Source organism: Flavobacterium daemonense, assembly GCF_007341385.1.
In the GTDB taxonomy this organism is placed as follows: Bacteria; Bacteroidota; Bacteroidia; order Flavobacteriales; family Flavobacteriaceae; genus Flavobacterium; species Flavobacterium daemonense.
Map to the genome: position 1 here is coordinate 83,885 of NZ_VJYD01000013.1, position 16,056 is coordinate 99,940.

Genomic DNA, 16,056 nt, shown 5'->3' on the forward strand with positions numbered 1-16,056 from the left:
AATGGCATCTTTTTGTGGTGGGGTTCACCACAAAAAATATAATGTAGAGCGGGACAAATCGTTCTTAAAAACGAAAAGTGCCCTGCTTCTAAAAAATATTAAAAGCGCAAAACCTCAATAAATTCAAGGCTTCCTAATCCATCTATGGAACAATAAGAAAATATTATGATAAAAATATTTCATAATTAGAAAAACCGCCATACATTTGCCTAACAGTGTTAAACAATTTAATACTTAATCAAAATGGCTAGTAAAGATCGAATTTTAAGACAAAAAGAAGAGACAAGAAACAATATTCTTGGGGCTGCTTATGACATCGTAAAAGAAGACGGCTGGAATGGTTTGAGTATGCGCAAAATTGCTGACCGAATTGAATATACTGCTCCAATTATTTATGAATATTTCTCTAATAAAGAAGCTATTTTAAATGAATTAACTGCAAAGGGATTCATTAAGCTGGCAAAAGAATTAGAGGAAGCGAAAGCAAAATTTGAAAAACCTGAAGAACAATTAGAAGCCATGTGGATGGCGTATTGGGACTTTGCCTTTACAGATACCGAAATGTATCAAGTGATGTTTGGAGTTCAGATGAATTGCTGTTCGCAGAAATGTTCGCTTTCAGATGCACCTTACATGATGTTTACAGAGGTTATTGCTGAAATTATGAAAGACAGCAAACCAAGTCAGGAAGTGATCAAACAAAAGTATTTTACTTTCTTTTCTGTTATTCACGGATTGATTGCTATCAACATCATAAATAAAAATATTTCATTAGAAAGCATCAACAATCAGATTTTAAAAGATGCTATTGGCGGTATCATCAAATCGATACAATAAAAAAATTTTCAAATTTACTTAACAGTGGTAAATAATTTAATTGGATAATATAAAATCCTTTTTTTTATAACGATAACTTAACACTGTTAGAAAATTTAATCTTAGTAATTTCGAGTTTTTTTTACTCTTTTACTTAACAGTGATAAATAATTTAATACCGATTTAAAATACAATTGAAAAGGCTTATAAAACGGAAATTTGCGCACTTTTACTTAACAACGTTAGAAAATTTAATATTATTAAATATGAATCCCGAGAATGTCAGAATATCACAATTTTTTAAAAGAAATGTTCAACCAATTAAAACCAATATGAAAATGAAAAATGTAATAATAACCAGTTTTATTCTGGCTTTAGTAGTAAGCAGCTGTGCTGATAAAAATCAGGCGCCTACTGCTCCGCCTCCACCGGTTTTACCTGTGTTGGCCATCACAAGTGCAAATACAACAACGGATGCTGAATATCCTGCTGCTATACAAGGAACTGTAGATGTTGAAATTCGCCCACAAGTAAGCGGAAACCTTGAAAGAGTTTTGGTTGACGAAGGCTCTTATGTAAGCAAAGGACAAACTTTATTCAAAATAAACGAACGCCCTTTCCGCGAGCAGTTAAACAATGCTTTGGCAAGTCTTCACGCTGCAGAAGCGGCTTTGATCAACGCTAATTTAGAAGTTGATAAACTGACACCGCTAGTTCAAAACAAAGTAGTTTCTGATTATCAATTGAAAACAGCTAAAGCTTCTCAAAAAATTGCTGCTGCCAATATCGAACAAGCAAAAGCAATGGTAGGTTCGGCTAAAATCAATTTAGGATACACAAATGTTACAGCTCCAGTGAGCGGTTACATTGGAAGACTGCCTAAAAAACAAGGAAGTTTAGTTTCTGCAACTGATGTTGAACCTTTGACTACTTTATCTGATGTTCACGAAGTATTTGCTTATTTCTCTTTAGGCGAAACAGATTTTATTCACTTTAAAGAGCAATACAAAGGAAGTTCGCTTGGCGACAAAATCAAAAAACTGCCACCTGTTACTTTGATTTTGGCTGACAACAACGCTTATCCTCAAACCGGAAAAATCGATATGATTGACGGTCAGTTTGATAAAACAACCGGTGCCATCACAATTAGAGCAACTTTTCCAAATGCAAACGGAACACTTCGTTCTGGAAATACAGGGAAAATCCGTTTAGGTTTAGAACACAATGATGCGATTTTAGTGCCGCAAGCTGCAACAGTTGAAATGCAGGACAAAGTATTTGTTTTCACTGTAGGCAAAGACAACAAAGTGACTAAAATGCCTATCGTAGTTGTAGGTAAAAGCGGAACAAATTATTTAATTAAAGAAGGTGTAAAAACAGGCGACCAAATCGTATTGAGCGGTATTGACAAACTTCAGGATGGACAAGCGATTCAGCCAGAAAAATCAACTAAAGTTGCCGAAGTAACTAATCAAAAATAATTATAAAAAACAATGTTCAAAATATTTATACAAAGACCTGTACTGGCAACCGTAATTTCCATTTTATTGGTGATTCTTGGTGTATTGGGTTTAACTAAACTGCCTTTACAACAGTTTCCTGATATTGCGCCACCATCGGTTTTGGTAACGGCGGTATATCCGGGAGCCAACGCAGAAACGGTTTTACGTTCTGTAGCACCTTCAATCGAAGAATCTATAAATGGTGTAGAAAACATGACTTACATGAGTTCTACTGCCAGCAACGATGGTACTTTGGCCATTACTGTTTTCTTTAAACTAGGAACTGATGCCGATCAAGCTGCTGTAAACGTACAAAATCGTGTTGCGCAAGCAACGAGCCAGCTTCCTGCAGAGGTTGTGCAGCAAGGTATTATTACAGCGAAACAGCAAAACAGTTTCATCATGGCGATTGGTATGTACACGGATGATGAAGCAAAATACGATCAGACGTTTGTTGCCAATTATGCACAAATCAATATTATTCCGGAACTAAAACGTATTCCGGGTGTGGGTTCTGCCAGTATTTTTGGTGGTGTAAAAGATTACTCTATGCGTGTTTGGTTAAATCCAACTCAGATGTCAACTTACAAGATAACTCCAAATGAAGTTATGGCAGCTATTCAGGACAAAAGTTTGGAAGCGGCTCCGGGGAAATTTGGAGAACGAAGCAAAGAAGTTTTTGAATACGTTATCAAATACAAAGGAAAATTATCTAAGCCAGAGGATTATCAAAATATTGCCATTCGATCTAATCCAGATGGTTCGGTTCTTCACTTAAAAGATGTAGCGAGAGTTGAACTTGGCGCTTACTCTTACAACAGTTTAACACGTTTAAATGGTAAAAAAGGTGTTGTAATTGGGGTTATCCAATTAGCGGGATCGAACTCAAATGATATTCAGATTGCTATCAACAAAATGATGGAAAAGGCTTCTAAAGATTTTCCAAAAGGTATCAAACACAATATTTTCTATAGTACAAAAGTATCTCTTGACCAATCAATCGAACAAGTTGAACATACTTTATTAGAAGCTTTTATACTGGTATTTATTGTGGTATTTATCTTCTTGCAAGATTTTAGATCAACATTAATCCCGGCTATTGCTGTACCTGTAGCAATTTTAGGAACGTTCTTCTTCATGCAGTTATTCGGATTTTCGATCAATCTTTTAACGCTTTTCGCATTAATTCTGGCGATTGGTGTTGTGGTCGATGACGCCATTGTGGTAGTCGAAGCGGTGCATGCGAAAATGGAGCACAAACGCTTGTCTCCAAAAGTCGCAACCCATGAAGCAATGCACGAAATAACGGGTGCTATTATCTCGATTACGCTGGTAATGGCTGCTGTATTCCTGCCGGTTGGTTTTATGGAAGGCTCAACAGGAGTTTTCTATCGTCAATTTGCTTTTACTATGGCGATTGCAATTGTAATTTCGGCTGTTAATGCCTTGACATTGAGTCCGGCGCTGGCTGCATTATTCTTAAAAGATAATCACGGAGCACATGACGGCAATGAACCTTATCAGAAAAAAGGATTTAAAGAGAAATTCTTCAGCGCTTTCAATAGCAGTTTTGAATCATTGACAAACCGCTATGTTGGCGGTATTAAATTCTTAATCAGAAGAAAATGGTTGAGTTTAGGCGGATTAGCATTAATTACTGTTGCGACTGTGTTTTTAGTAAAAACAACTCCTGCAGGATTTATCCCAACAGAAGATCAAGGATTTATCGCGATTGCAGTAAACACGCCATCTGGAACATCATTAGACGGAACTCAAAAAGTAATGACGCAAGCCGAAAATACTTTAAGAGGTTTAGATGCTTCACGATTTGTAACCGCAATTTCAGGTTTCAACTTATTGACAAATTCTACAAGTCCATCTTCTGCCGTTGTATTCGTATTGCTTAAACCAAACGAAGACCGAGGCGAAGTAAAAAACATTGACGAAATCATGAATCAGGTTCGTGGCAAACTGGGCGCTATTTCAGGCGGAAGTTTCTTCGTATTCAGTTTCCCAACTGTTCCTGGATTTAGTAATGTTGAAGCTTTAGATTTGGTTCTTCAGGATAAAACGGGAGGAAAACTGGATAAATTCAGTGGAATCTCTCAGGAATTTATCGGAGCATTAATGAAACGCCCAGAAATTGCCGTTGCTTTTACCTCTTTCAAAGCTGATTATCCGCAATTGCAATTGGAAGTAAACGACGAAAAAGCAAATCAATTGGGTGTTAATGTAAAAGACATTTTACAAACGATGCAAGCTTATTTTGGTAGTGCACAAGCATCTGACTTTAACCGATTTGGTAAATATTACCGAGTAGTTGTTCAGGCCGATATCGAAGACAGAGCTGATCCAACAGCAATTGACAGAGTTTTTGTAAAAAACAAAACTGGCGAAATGGTACCAATAAATACGTTAGTAAAACTGACTCGTATTTATGGTTCTGAAACCGCTTCTAGATATAATTTGTTCAACTCAATTTCGATTAATGCCATTCCGAAACCAGGATTTAGTTCCGGAGATGCCATTAAAGCAATTGAAGAAGTAGCAGCACAACAATTACCTGCAGGTTACGGGTATGAATTCTCGGGTCAGACTCGTGAGGAGATTTCGTCAGGAGGACAATCTGCAACCATATTCTTACTGTGTTTGATATTCGTTTATTTCCTACTTGCTGCACAGTATGAAAGTTACATTTTGCCTTTGGCGGTAATCTTGTCAATCCCTGCAGGTATTTTTGGAGTATTCGTAGCTATTGGTTTAACTGGAATTGAAAACAATATTTATGTTCAAGTTGCTTTAGTAATGCTTATCGGACTTCTTGCCAAAAACGCCATCTTGATTGTGGAGTTTGCTTCACAAAAACGAAAATCAGGTCAAGCACTAGTTCGAGCTTCTATCGATGCTGCCAAATTACGTTTACGACCAATTATCATGACGTCTCTTGCTTTTGTGGTAGGTTTAGTGCCAATGATGAGTGCCAAAGGGCCATCTGCACAAGGTAACCACTCCATCAGTATTGGAGCCGCTGGAGGAATGCTTTCAGGAGTAATTCTAGGATTGTTTATCATTCCTATTTTATTCATCATCTTCCAGCATTTACAAGAAAAGGTTTCTGGAAAACCAGTTGCCGTAATTCATAACGAAGAAAAATAATAAATGGAAAACTATATCACAACCTTACTTGTTGCCATCATATTTGGCATCGGCTATATATCGTACAGAATCTCAAGAGATCTAGAAACTAGAAAAGATACTTGTACAGAAATTTAACCCTTTGGGATGAAAAAAATATTTTAACACATAGAAACATAGATTTCTTATTCGAAAAAAGAGAATAAAAGAAACCAGTTTCCACACATAGAAAACTATGTGTATTTAAAATGAGTGAAACGCCTTTTTTAAAGCTTCTATAAACTATGTTTCTATGCGTTTAAAAAACTACACCCAACGGATAAAAAAATTTAATTAAAAACACTAATGAAAAATCATATAACCAAAATCGTGACCTTCGCCATTCTGATCACGACTTTAATATCCTGTAAAGTCTCTAAGGATATTGAAACTCCAAAAGATGCATTTCCTGAGAATTTCAGGAATGCATCGGTTTCGAGTGATACGGCAAGCATTGGCGATGTGGAATGGAAAAACTTCTATACTCAAAAAGATATCGTGAAGTTGATCGACAGCGCTATTGCCCGAAATAACGACTTGCAGATTGCTGCAAAAAACATCGAAATCGCGCAATACCGTTTTACTCAGTCAAAATGGGGAAATATTCCGCAAGTGAATTTAGCTGTAAATGCGAGTTCAAGCAATCCGTCAGACAATAGTTTTACGGGAAGAAATTTGAATCAGGCTTTGGGCCAAAAACACATCAACGATTATTCGGCTGGTGCGACGCTTTCTTGGGAAGCTGATATTTGGGGAAAAATCAAAAATCAGAAAAAGGGCGCTTTCGCGGAATATCTTCAATCAGAAGAAGTGAAAAAAGCATTGCAGACGAATATTGTAGCCAATGTTTCTAGCGGTTATTACAATCTTTTGATGTTGGATGCTCAATTGGATATTGCCAGACAAAATCTGCGTTTAAATGATAGTACAACCAATATTATCAAATTAAAATATGATGCTGGACAAACGACTTCATTGGCAATTCAGCAATCAGAAGCGCAGAAATTAAATTCAGCGCAATTGATTCCATTATTGGAGCAAAATATTGCGATTCAGGAAAATGCTTTGAGTGTTTTGACAGGCTCTTTTCCGAGTGCAAAAGAAAGAACGACAACGTTGAGTGCTATTGAAATCAAAAACAACAATACAGTAGGAATTCCGTCTTCATTAGTAAGCAGAAGACCAGATGTAAAAAGTGCCGAATTGGAATTAAAAATCGCCAATGCCAATGTTGGAATCACAAAAGCAGATTTATATCCTACGCTTAGAATTACTGCTCAAGCCGGGGTGAATTCTTTTGAAACTAGCACTTGGTTTACTATTCCGGCTTCATTGTTTGGAACTGTAGCAGGTGGTCTTACGCAACCTTTGCTAAATAATAAAAGACTGAAAACACAATATAATATTGCGCTAGCCGAAAGAGAAAAAGCAGTTTTGAATTTCAGACAATCTGTTTTGATTGCTGTTGGAGAAGTTGCTGATGCATTAGTTGTTACAGAGAAATTACAACAGCAAGAAACTTTTTTACAGCAAAAAGTAAAAACGTTGCAACAAGCTATTAAAAATGCTAATCTGCTTTTCAAAAACGGAATGGCAGAATATCTTGAAGTTTTAACAGCACAAGCAAATTTACTGCAAAGCGAATTAGAACTGGCAGATATCAAAAGACAACAACTTACCGCTAATACCGAATTATACCGCGCTCTTGGAGGAGGCTGGAAATAATACACCTATTTACCCATTAATTATTTATTTTTTGAGATGAAAACGCTGTGAGACCTTTTTGGTTTCATGGCGTTTTTTGTTTTATTTAACCGCAAAGAACGCAAGGATTTACGCAAAGGGCGCAGAAGTTTTTTATTGCATGAAGATTCTACACTCAATATTGTCATCCCGAGGAACGCAGCAATCTCACTTGAATTGTCGTCATAGCACACGGATGATACGGATTCGCTTCGCGAAAACGCAGATTTGAACGGATTTTCTTTTTATTCTTTTTTTTCTTTTTTTTCTAGACAACGTTTCAAGACAATCTTGTCATCCCGAGGAACGAGGGATCTCCGCAAGAAACTCCGCAAACTAAATCGACAATCTTTGTAGAGCTTCTGTGTGGTCCTTCGACTCCGCTCAGGATGACAAATCGAATAGTAGGTACAAAAATTATCAATTATCAATTATCAATTATCAATTATCAATTATCAATTAAAAAAAAATCTTGTCCCAAATGCCCCTAAAATAGTCGTAAATGCGTATTTCTTCAAAAAACAAGAATTGTACATTTGTAATACATTAACTAATAACTATTTAAAAAAACAAACCACATGAAAAAAGCAAAAATTATTTTTTGGACTACTACAATCTTAATTTTTTTATTTGAAGGTGTCATGCCAGCATTGACTTCTCAGACAGAACTAGCTAAAGAAGGAATCAGACATTTAGGTTATCCAGAATATTTTGGGAATGCATTAGTCGTTTTCAAAGTATTGGGGGTTTTGGTATTAGTGATTCCGCAAGTTCCTAAAAATGTAAAAGAGTGGGCGTATGCCGGATTTGGTTTTGATTTCATCTTTGCCTCAATCAGTCATTTTGCTGTTGATGGAATGAACTTTCAAAGCTTTTTCCCGTTGATTATTTTATTGATTCTGGCGACTTCTTATATCTATTATCATAAAATAGAACGCTACAAAAACATAGCGTTATAAACTTCTGAAATCATGATCGAGGTTTTCAAAACAAATGTTCAGGAAGTTGACCAATCCGAAATGATAGTCGGGAAACTTCTTGAACATTTCCCAGACAGCAATATAAATTTTGACTTAGAAGATTGCGATAAAATTCTGCGGGTTCATGCCTCATCTATTTCAAAGCGAAAAATTATCGATCTTCTCCATTCGTATGGCTTTCATTGCGAAGTACTTCTGTAAAAATTTTAAATCACTGATTTAAAACATCTTAAATATTTTATTGTACTTTTGAAAGAGTATCTCTTATCCATTTTACAAAAAAATAAACTCCTCTTTCATACCTCAAGTCTAATTTAAAAATTGACAAAATGAAAACAGCAGTTAAAAAAAATATTACCGAAACATTCAAAAAACTGAATGAAATACTTGATTCTTTTTCTGATGAAGAATTAAATCAAGTTCCGTATCAAGGAAGCTGGACCGGCGGACAAACAGCACAACATATTGTAATGGCATGTTCTGGATATCCTAAACTATTTGCGGGAAAAACACAAAAAACCATTCGCAAATACGATGATAATATTGCGCCTCTAGACGCGCTTTTTCTAGATTTCAGCACAAAAATGAATGCGCCAGATTTTCTAAGACCTGAGCAAAAAAACTACAGCAAAAGCGAATTAAAAAACGAACTTCAAAGAGTTGAGTCCGAATTGCTGGATGGTGCCGAAAATTACGACTTGACTTTGACTTGCCTTGATTTCCAAGTTCCTGGTTTTGAAAATTTTACTATTTTTGAATGGATTCATTTTGCGCTCGTTCATACACAGCGACATACGTATCAATTAAATTCTATCTTAAAAACATTAACCAAAGTATAATTTAAAGCTTCAAATCTAACCAAAAACCTAAATAACTATGAAATCAAAAAGTGGCGCCATTTTCATAACTGGATTAATTGCAGGAACATTAGATGTTGTTGCAGCCATTACCATTTATGCAGGAATTCTAAATAAAACAACCGGAGTTAAAATTCTGCAATCCATTGCCAGTGGCATTTTTAAAAAAGAAGCTTACAGTGGCGGTTCTCAAATGGCACTTTATGGTCTTTTATTGCATTATTTCATCGCTTTTACTTTTGCGTGGTTTTATTATACCGTTTTTCCTTATTTCTCATTTCTGAAAAAAAACACATTGCTTTCAGGAATTATTTATGGAATTTTTGTGTGGATTATAATGAATTTGGTCGTACTTCCCGTAGTGTTTCCGGTTTTGCCTGAGAAACATTTGGATTTTCCATTGTTCTTGTCTATGATAATTTTGATCTGCTGCATCGGAATTCCGATTGCTTTTCTTCACAAAAAATATCTTTCATTGCGCAGCTAGCATGAAAATTAAGATATAAAAAAACGCGAAATCAATTAAATTGGTTTCGCGTTTTTTTGTTGGCTTTCTACAGATATTCGTCCTATTATTGCGGTTATGATCGTTAATATTATAAAAACGAAGAAAAGCAATTTTACAAAACTATGTGCTATATCAGCAGCTCCTCCAAAACCATAAACTCCTGCAATAATTGTCAGAATAATAAAACTCACTGTCCAATGTGACATAAGGCATTTTATTTAAATCAATACTCATTTTTACTCTATGCAAAAATCGATTCTTGATTTAAATGACTTAATATTAAAAAGGTTTTTAAATAGCAAAATAAGCTTAAAATGAACTCTTGGCTTATAAGTTTTATAATTCATTTTTCCTATTTACAAAATTCCCATCTTTAAGTGATTGAGTCAATTTTTTGATTGATTGGAGTAATCATGCGCTCATTCCCAAAGTAATTTTAGATAAAAATTGAAATATATGGAAATCGAGGCCACAAAAAGCTTAACGGCAGTAAAGCATGGTGTAATTCTAGAAAAATCAGATCGTCCTTTTGAAGAACTTGGAGTTCTAAACCCAGCTATTTATCAAGATGGCAACAATGTACATATGTTTTACAGGGCAGCAAAACGAGGCAATTTTTCAACGATTGGCTATTGTCGATTTGAGGGTCCAAAAACATTGGTCGAACGTCATACAGAACCCATTTTTGTTCCTGAATATATTTACGAAATTCATGGCGTCGAAGATCCTCGAATTGTAAAAATTGAGGATCGTTTCTACATGACATATGTTACTTATGACGGAATAAATGCTTGCGGTGCTCTGGCAACATCAAAAGATTTGGTTTCTTTTAAAAAGAAAGGAATTTTAACGCCGAGATTTATATTGCACGAATTTACAAACTTGATACGCAAACACTTGCAAATTCCGAGCATTGCCAGAATATTAGCTTTCAATACCGCAAGGAATTATCCCCTGACGGAAACAATGAAAGAAAATTTATACGTGTGGGACAAAAATGTAGTGCTTTTTCCGAAAAAAATTGACGGGAAATTCATAGCTTTACATAGATTATTTCCTTCGATTCAATTATTTTCTTTTGAAAAAAAAACCGATCTGACGGTTGAATTTTGGAAAGACTACATCAAAAACTTGCCAGACCATATTATTCTGGAACCAAAATATGACCATGAAACCAGTCATATTGGTCCAGGCGCCCCGCCTATTGAAACTGAAGACGGATGGCTATTGATTTATCACGCTGCCGAAAGACGTGAAAAAGGTCTTGTGTATCATGCTTGCGCTGCTTTATTAGATCTAAATGATCCATCAAAAGTACTGTATCGTTTGACAAAACCAATTATTACGCCATCAGAATATTATGAAAGACACGGTTATGTCAATTATGTGGTTTTCCCTACCGGAACTGCCATTTTTGATGAACAACTATATATTTATTACGGTGCCGCCGATGACAAGATTGCGGTGGCTTCATTGAACCTGAACGACTTATTAACTGAATTAAAACAGAATCCCCATGAAGACGATATCCAATAAATTAAAAATAGTTTTTTTATCTACTTTTCCGCCAACACAATGCGGCATAGCAACTTATACGCAAGATACCATAAAAGGAATTACCGATGTTTATGGTAAATCTATCCAATGCGAAATATGCGAGCTTGTCGATAAACCAAAAGAAAATCCTACTGAAGCGTATACGCTAAACACAAAAAACAGAGAAGATTATGCTAAAGCTGCCGAAGAAATCAATAAAGATGAAGCGGTTAAATTAGTTCATATTCAGCATGAATTTGGTTTGTTTTCAGGAAATTATGGAGATCATCTTTTAGACTTTTTGAATGTGATCAAAAAACCGGTTACGTTTACTTTTCATAGCGTAATTCCGAATCCGAATAATGATTTAAAAACGTTCGTAAAACTACTGCTAAGTTACAGCAATTCGGTTTTTGTGATGACCAATAAATCGAAAGAAATTTTGATCAACGATTATCAAATCGATGAAAAAATAATTACCTGCGTATCACACGGAACACATATCGTTGTGTATGAAACTCCGGCGCAGGCAAAAGAAAAATTAAACATTCAGGATCGATTAGTACTTTCCACTTTCGGACTTTTAGGCGAAGGAAAAAATATAGAAACCGGACTTCAAGCGCTTCCAAAAATTGTTGAAAAAGCACCAAATGCCTTGTATTTGATTATTGGCAAAACACATCCAAATTTAATCAAAGACGGCGTCGATGCTTATCGTGATAAACTCGAAGGAATTGTTAAAGATTTAAAGCTTGAAAACAATGTTCGTTTCATCAATCAATATTTAGACACCGATGAACTTTTGGAATATCTAAAAGCAACCGATATTTATATGTTCACGTCAAAAGATCCAAATCAGGCGGTAAGCGGCACTTTTGCTTATGCAATGAGTTGTGCGTGCCCAATTGTAGCTTCAAAAATTCCTCATACGAGAGAAGTTTTGACTTCAGATTCGGGAATATTAGTTGATATTGGCGATGTTGATCAATTTGCAGAAGCCGCAATCAAACTGATTTCAGATGAAAATCTAAGACATGAAATGGGAATTAATTCCTTTACAAAAATGCGTGCTTCTTCTTGGGAAAATGCAGCGATTACACACATGAATACGTATAAAAAACTGATCGAAAATCCGTCAGAAATTAAATATAGCTACCCTGCAATTCAGTTAAATCACATCAAAAAACTAACTACAGAACTTGGAATCATCCAATTCAGCAAAATTTCGATTCCAGATTTAGACACGGGTTATACTTTAGATGATAATGCTAGAGCTTTAATTGCATTTTGCATGCACTATAAACTGACTCAGGACAAAGACGACTTGGCTTATATTTTAATTTATTTGGATTTTATTCAGCGTTGTCAAAAACCAAAAGGCGATTTCATCAATTATGTTGATAAAGAAAACCGCGAACACGTTGAGCAAAATGCCGAAGTTAATTTAGAAGATTCGAATGCAAGAGCAATTTGGGCGTTGGGAACTGTAGTTTCTATTTCCGATATTCTTCCAGAAAAGATTACTGAAAAAGCAACAAAATGTTTATTGAATTCCTTGAAATGGGCCGAAAATATTCAGTCGCCGCGTTCAATTGGTTTTGCAACCAAAGGTTTGTATTTATATCATTCTACTATTCCGAATTTGTATGTTGCAGCAATTATCAACAAATTGAATGCTAAATTATTAGCCAATTATGAAGATACAGCGACAGAAGACTGGCAATGGTTTGAAAACTATTTGACTTACGGAAACGGAATTCTGCCAGAATCAATGCTTTATGCTTATTTGATCACCAATAAACCAGTTTACAAAAAAGTGGCTCTCGACTCATTAGATTTCTTGATTTCGAAAACATTTGTAAACGGAAATATCAAAGCAATTTCGAACAAAAGCTGGCATCATAAAGGTTCAGAACCACAACAATACGGCGAACAGCCAATTGATATTACCTATACTATTCAAACTTTAAATGCATTTTATAACGCATTTAAAATTCCAGAATATAAAAAGAAAATGAAAGCTTCGTTCAACTGGTTTTTAGGGAAAAATCATTTAAATCAAATAATGTATAATCCCGTAAGCGGTGGCGGTTATGACGGGCTAGAAAAAGAAAATGTCAATTTAAACCAAGGTGCCGAATCGACAATTTGTTATTTGACTGCAAGATTGTTAATGGAAAAATTTGCGATTTCAGAATCAAAAGTAATTCCGCTCATGAAAACCCGAAGAGGCATTGCGATAAATTTATAAAAGCAAATAAAGCTGACCAAAATTCAATTTAACCCTTGAAATCCCTTTCTAAATGAAAGGGATTTTTTGTTTTAAGAACGCACTAACGTGACTTTCAATCAATTATTGCGCTTAAATGTAAATTATATAAGCATCAAAAAAAGTTGTGTAAAAGATTTTAACAAGTATTAGGGTAACTTTCATCTATAATTACAAAAGGGATATAAAACTGTTAAAAAAATGATTTTCAATATGTTTTAACTTTTAAACGACACTATTTTGATTCTCAGCTTAAAAAATACATTCGCACAAATTGGAAATGCAACACTATTTGCATCGCGTTTTTTTAAAGAACTTATTGTGCCTCCTTATGAGGCAAAAGAGTTTTTAAAACAATGCTATATTATTGGTTATAAATCATTTCCGTTGGTTGCCATTACCGGTTTTATTATGGGTTTGGTTTTAACCATTCAGTCAAGACCAACTTTGGTAACATTTGGTGCTGAAAGCTGGTTGCCGGGAATGGTTGCACTTTCGCTGATTCGTGAAATTGCGCCTGTGATAACTGCCTTGATTTGTGCCGGAAAAATTTCATCAGGAATTGGTGCCGAATTAGGTTCGATGAAAGTAACAGAACAAATTGATGCGATGGAAGTTTCGGCCATTAATCCTTATAATTATTTGGTTGTTACTCGAATTTTAGCTTGTACGCTGATGGTTCCAATATTAGTGATTTTTGCTGACGCGATTGGACTTGTTGGTGGTTATGCCGGAATAAATATTAAGGGCGATGTTAATTTCTATCGCTATCTAAGCCAGATTATTCAGTCTTTAGAATTTTCAGATTTGATTCCTGCAACGATAAAAACATTCTTTTTTGGTTTTTTCATCGGAATGATTGGATGCTTCAAAGGATTTAATGCTGCAAACGGAACAGAAAGTGTGGGACGCGCGGCAAACTCGGCAGTAGTTACAGCTTCTTTAAGCATATTTATTATTGATATGATCGCAGTACAATTAACTGATTTAATTTATTAAGATGATAAAGGAAAAGAAAAATAGCGACCCAAAATCAAAAGATAAAAATCAGGCTCCGATTATCGAGATTAAAAACCTGCACAAAACCTTTGGCAAAGACAACAAAGTTTTACAAGGCGTAAATCTCACCGTGAACAAAGGAGAAGATCTTGTCATATTAGGACGCTCTGGTTCAGGGAAATCGGTAACAATAAAATGCATTGTTGGCTTGATAAATCCTGATAAAGGTGAGATAAAAGTTTTTGACGAAAACATCTTAAATCTCAGCAAAAGCGAACTCAATAAAATGAGAGTAAAAATTGGTTTTCTGTTTCAAAGTGCCGCTTTATACGACTCTATGTCGGTAAGAGAAAATCTTGCTTTTACCTTAAGAGCACACAAAAGAGATTTGACTGCCGATGAAGTTGAAAATGAAGTTATTGAAGCGCTGGAAAATGTAGGTTTGAGTGATGCGATCGATAAAATGCCAGCCGAATTATCTGGCGGAATGAGAAAAAGAATTGGTCTTGCAAGAACGCTGATTTTAAAACCCGAAATTATTTTATACGACGAACCCACAACGGGTCTCGACACGATCACATCGCGAGAAATCAGTGAATTGATTCTGGATATCAAGCACAAACAAAAAACCTCATCAATAATTATTACGCACGATATGGCCTGCGCCAAATTGACTGCCGACAGAATTATGGTTTTGAAAGATGGAAAAATCCACGCCGAAGGAACTTACGAAGAACTAGAAAAAGACGAAGACGAATGGGTGCGCTCATTTTTTGAATAAAGCAAAATAAAATGTAGAAATCATGGAAAAGGAATCTGGATATACTTGGAAATTAGGAATGTTTGTATCAATTGGTTTACTGCTGTTTATAACGGCCGTTTATTTCATTGGAAAACAAAAAAACCTATTTGGCTCGACTTTCCACATCAGTTCAAAATTTAAAACGGTGAGCGGTTTAGAAGTCGGGAATAATGTTCGTTTTTCCGGAATTAATATTGGAACCGTAGAAGAAATCCAAATTATAAATGACTCTTCGGTAATCGTTTCAATGGTCATCAAAGACGAAGTCCGCAAATTCATCAAAACCGATGCCCGCGCAGGAATTGGTTCTGACGGATTAATGGGCGACAAAGTTTTGACGATTTCTCCAGGCGTGAAGTCAACAAAAATTATTGAAGACAACGGCACAATTGCTTCCATTGACGGAATTGAAATGAATGACATCATGAAAAGCGTCAAAAAAAGCGTGGATAACGTGGGCGTAATTTCTGAAGAATTGGCGATTTTCAGCCATAGCATGAACAACGGAAACGGCGCTCTAGCACGTTTAGTCCGCGATGATAAAATGGCAAACAGCGTTTCAAATACACTTTCAAATCTAGAAAGCGGCACAAAAGGTTTCAGCGAGAATATGGAAGCTGCAAAAAGCAATTTCCTTTTTAGAGGCTATTTCAAGAAAAAAGAGAAAGAAAAAGCTAAGAAACAAGAAGAAAAACAGGAAAAACAAGCAGAACAGGAAAAAGCGGCCAAAGAAGAAAAAGAAAAGCAAGAAAAGGAAAAACAAGAAAAAGCAAAAGAAGAGAAAGCTAAAGACGAAAAAGAAAAACAGGACAAGCAAAAAGAACAAGATGCCAAAAAAGAGCCTGAAAAAAAACAGTAAAATTTATATGC

14 protein-coding genes are annotated in these 16,056 nt (G+C 35.5%); 13 read left to right on the forward strand and 1 reads right to left on the reverse strand.

Features of this window, described 5'->3' with window-relative positions; genetic code table 11:
* The first annotated feature begins 243 nt into the window (after positions 1 to 243).
* The 8 genes from FND99_RS16035 to FND99_RS16070 all read left to right on the forward strand — a co-directional run bounded on the left by FND99_RS16035 (position 244) and on the right by FND99_RS16070 (position 9,559).
* Positions 244 to 837, forward strand: coding sequence for a TetR/AcrR family transcriptional regulator (locus FND99_RS16035; protein WP_144338952.1), 594 nt, complete (start codon positions 244 to 246; stop codon positions 835 to 837).
* Between the two features lie 245 nt (positions 838 to 1,082).
* Positions 1,083 to 2,297, forward strand: coding sequence for an efflux RND transporter periplasmic adaptor subunit (locus tag FND99_RS16040; protein ID WP_144338953.1), 1,215 nt, complete (start codon positions 1,083 to 1,085; stop codon positions 2,295 to 2,297).
* Positions 2,298 to 2,309: 12 nt separating this feature from the next.
* Positions 2,310 to 5,474 (forward strand): efflux RND transporter permease subunit, encoded by a 3,165-nt coding sequence (locus FND99_RS16045; protein WP_144338954.1) that lies wholly within the window; start codon positions 2,310 to 2,312, stop codon positions 5,472 to 5,474.
* A 324-nt stretch (positions 5,475 to 5,798) separates the two neighbouring features.
* A complete protein-coding gene (locus FND99_RS16050; protein ID WP_144338955.1) occupies positions 5,799 to 7,217 on the forward strand; it encodes a TolC family protein in 1,419 nt (472 codons plus the stop codon).
* A 596-nt stretch (positions 7,218 to 7,813) separates the two neighbouring features.
* On the forward strand, positions 7,814 to 8,194 hold the full coding sequence (locus FND99_RS16055) for a DoxX family protein (protein ID WP_144338956.1): 381 nt from the start codon (positions 7,814 to 7,816) through the stop codon (positions 8,192 to 8,194).
* A 12-nt stretch (positions 8,195 to 8,206) separates the two neighbouring features.
* Positions 8,207 to 8,416 carry a hypothetical protein gene (locus FND99_RS16060; RefSeq protein WP_144338957.1) on the forward strand — a complete coding sequence of 70 codons (210 nt, stop codon included), beginning with the start codon at positions 8,207 to 8,209 and terminating at the stop codon, positions 8,414 to 8,416.
* Between the two features lie 128 nt (positions 8,417 to 8,544).
* Positions 8,545 to 9,054 carry a DinB family protein gene (locus FND99_RS16065; protein WP_144338958.1) on the forward strand — a complete coding sequence of 170 codons (510 nt, stop codon included), beginning with the start codon at positions 8,545 to 8,547 and terminating at the stop codon, positions 9,052 to 9,054.
* Positions 9,055 to 9,091: 37 nt separating this feature from the next.
* A complete protein-coding gene (locus FND99_RS16070) occupies positions 9,092 to 9,559 on the forward strand; it encodes a DUF1440 domain-containing protein (protein ID WP_144338959.1) in 468 nt (155 codons plus the stop codon).
* Between the two features lie 35 nt (positions 9,560 to 9,594).
* Here the strand turns inward: FND99_RS16070 and FND99_RS16075 are convergent, their stop codons facing one another.
* Positions 9,595 to 9,786 carry a DUF1328 domain-containing protein gene (locus tag FND99_RS16075; RefSeq protein WP_144338960.1) on the reverse strand — a complete coding sequence of 64 codons (192 nt, stop codon included), beginning with the start codon at positions 9,784 to 9,786 and terminating at the stop codon, positions 9,595 to 9,597.
* A gap of 250 nt (positions 9,787 to 10,036) precedes the next feature.
* Here FND99_RS16075 and FND99_RS16080 point away from each other — a divergent pair, with 250 nt between their 5' ends.
* The 5 genes from FND99_RS16080 (at position 10,037) to FND99_RS16100 (ending at position 16,045) form a co-directional block, all read left to right on the forward strand.
* Positions 10,037 to 11,116 (forward strand): glycoside hydrolase family 130 protein, encoded by a 1,080-nt coding sequence (locus FND99_RS16080; protein ID WP_144338961.1) that lies wholly within the window; start codon positions 10,037 to 10,039, stop codon positions 11,114 to 11,116.
* Positions 11,097 to 13,367 (forward strand): glycosyltransferase, encoded by a 2,271-nt coding sequence (locus tag FND99_RS16085; RefSeq protein ID WP_144338962.1) that lies wholly within the window; start codon positions 11,097 to 11,099, stop codon positions 13,365 to 13,367. Before FND99_RS16080 ends, FND99_RS16085 begins: the two co-directional genes overlap by 20 nt.
* A 258-nt stretch (positions 13,368 to 13,625) precedes the next feature.
* Positions 13,626 to 14,384, forward strand: a complete 759-nt coding sequence (locus FND99_RS16090; protein ID WP_144338963.1) for an MlaE family ABC transporter permease — start codon at positions 13,626 to 13,628, stop codon at positions 14,382 to 14,384.
* 1 nt (position 14,385) lies between these two features.
* Positions 14,386 to 15,165: an ABC transporter ATP-binding protein gene (locus FND99_RS16095; RefSeq protein ID WP_144338964.1), complete on the forward strand. Its 780-nt coding sequence runs from the start codon at positions 14,386 to 14,388 to the stop codon at positions 15,163 to 15,165.
* 22 nt (positions 15,166 to 15,187) lie between these two features.
* Entirely contained in the window at positions 15,188 to 16,045 is an 858-nt protein-coding gene (locus FND99_RS16100) for an MlaD family protein (RefSeq protein WP_144338965.1), read from the forward strand.
* Positions 16,046 to 16,056 lie beyond the last annotated feature (11 nt).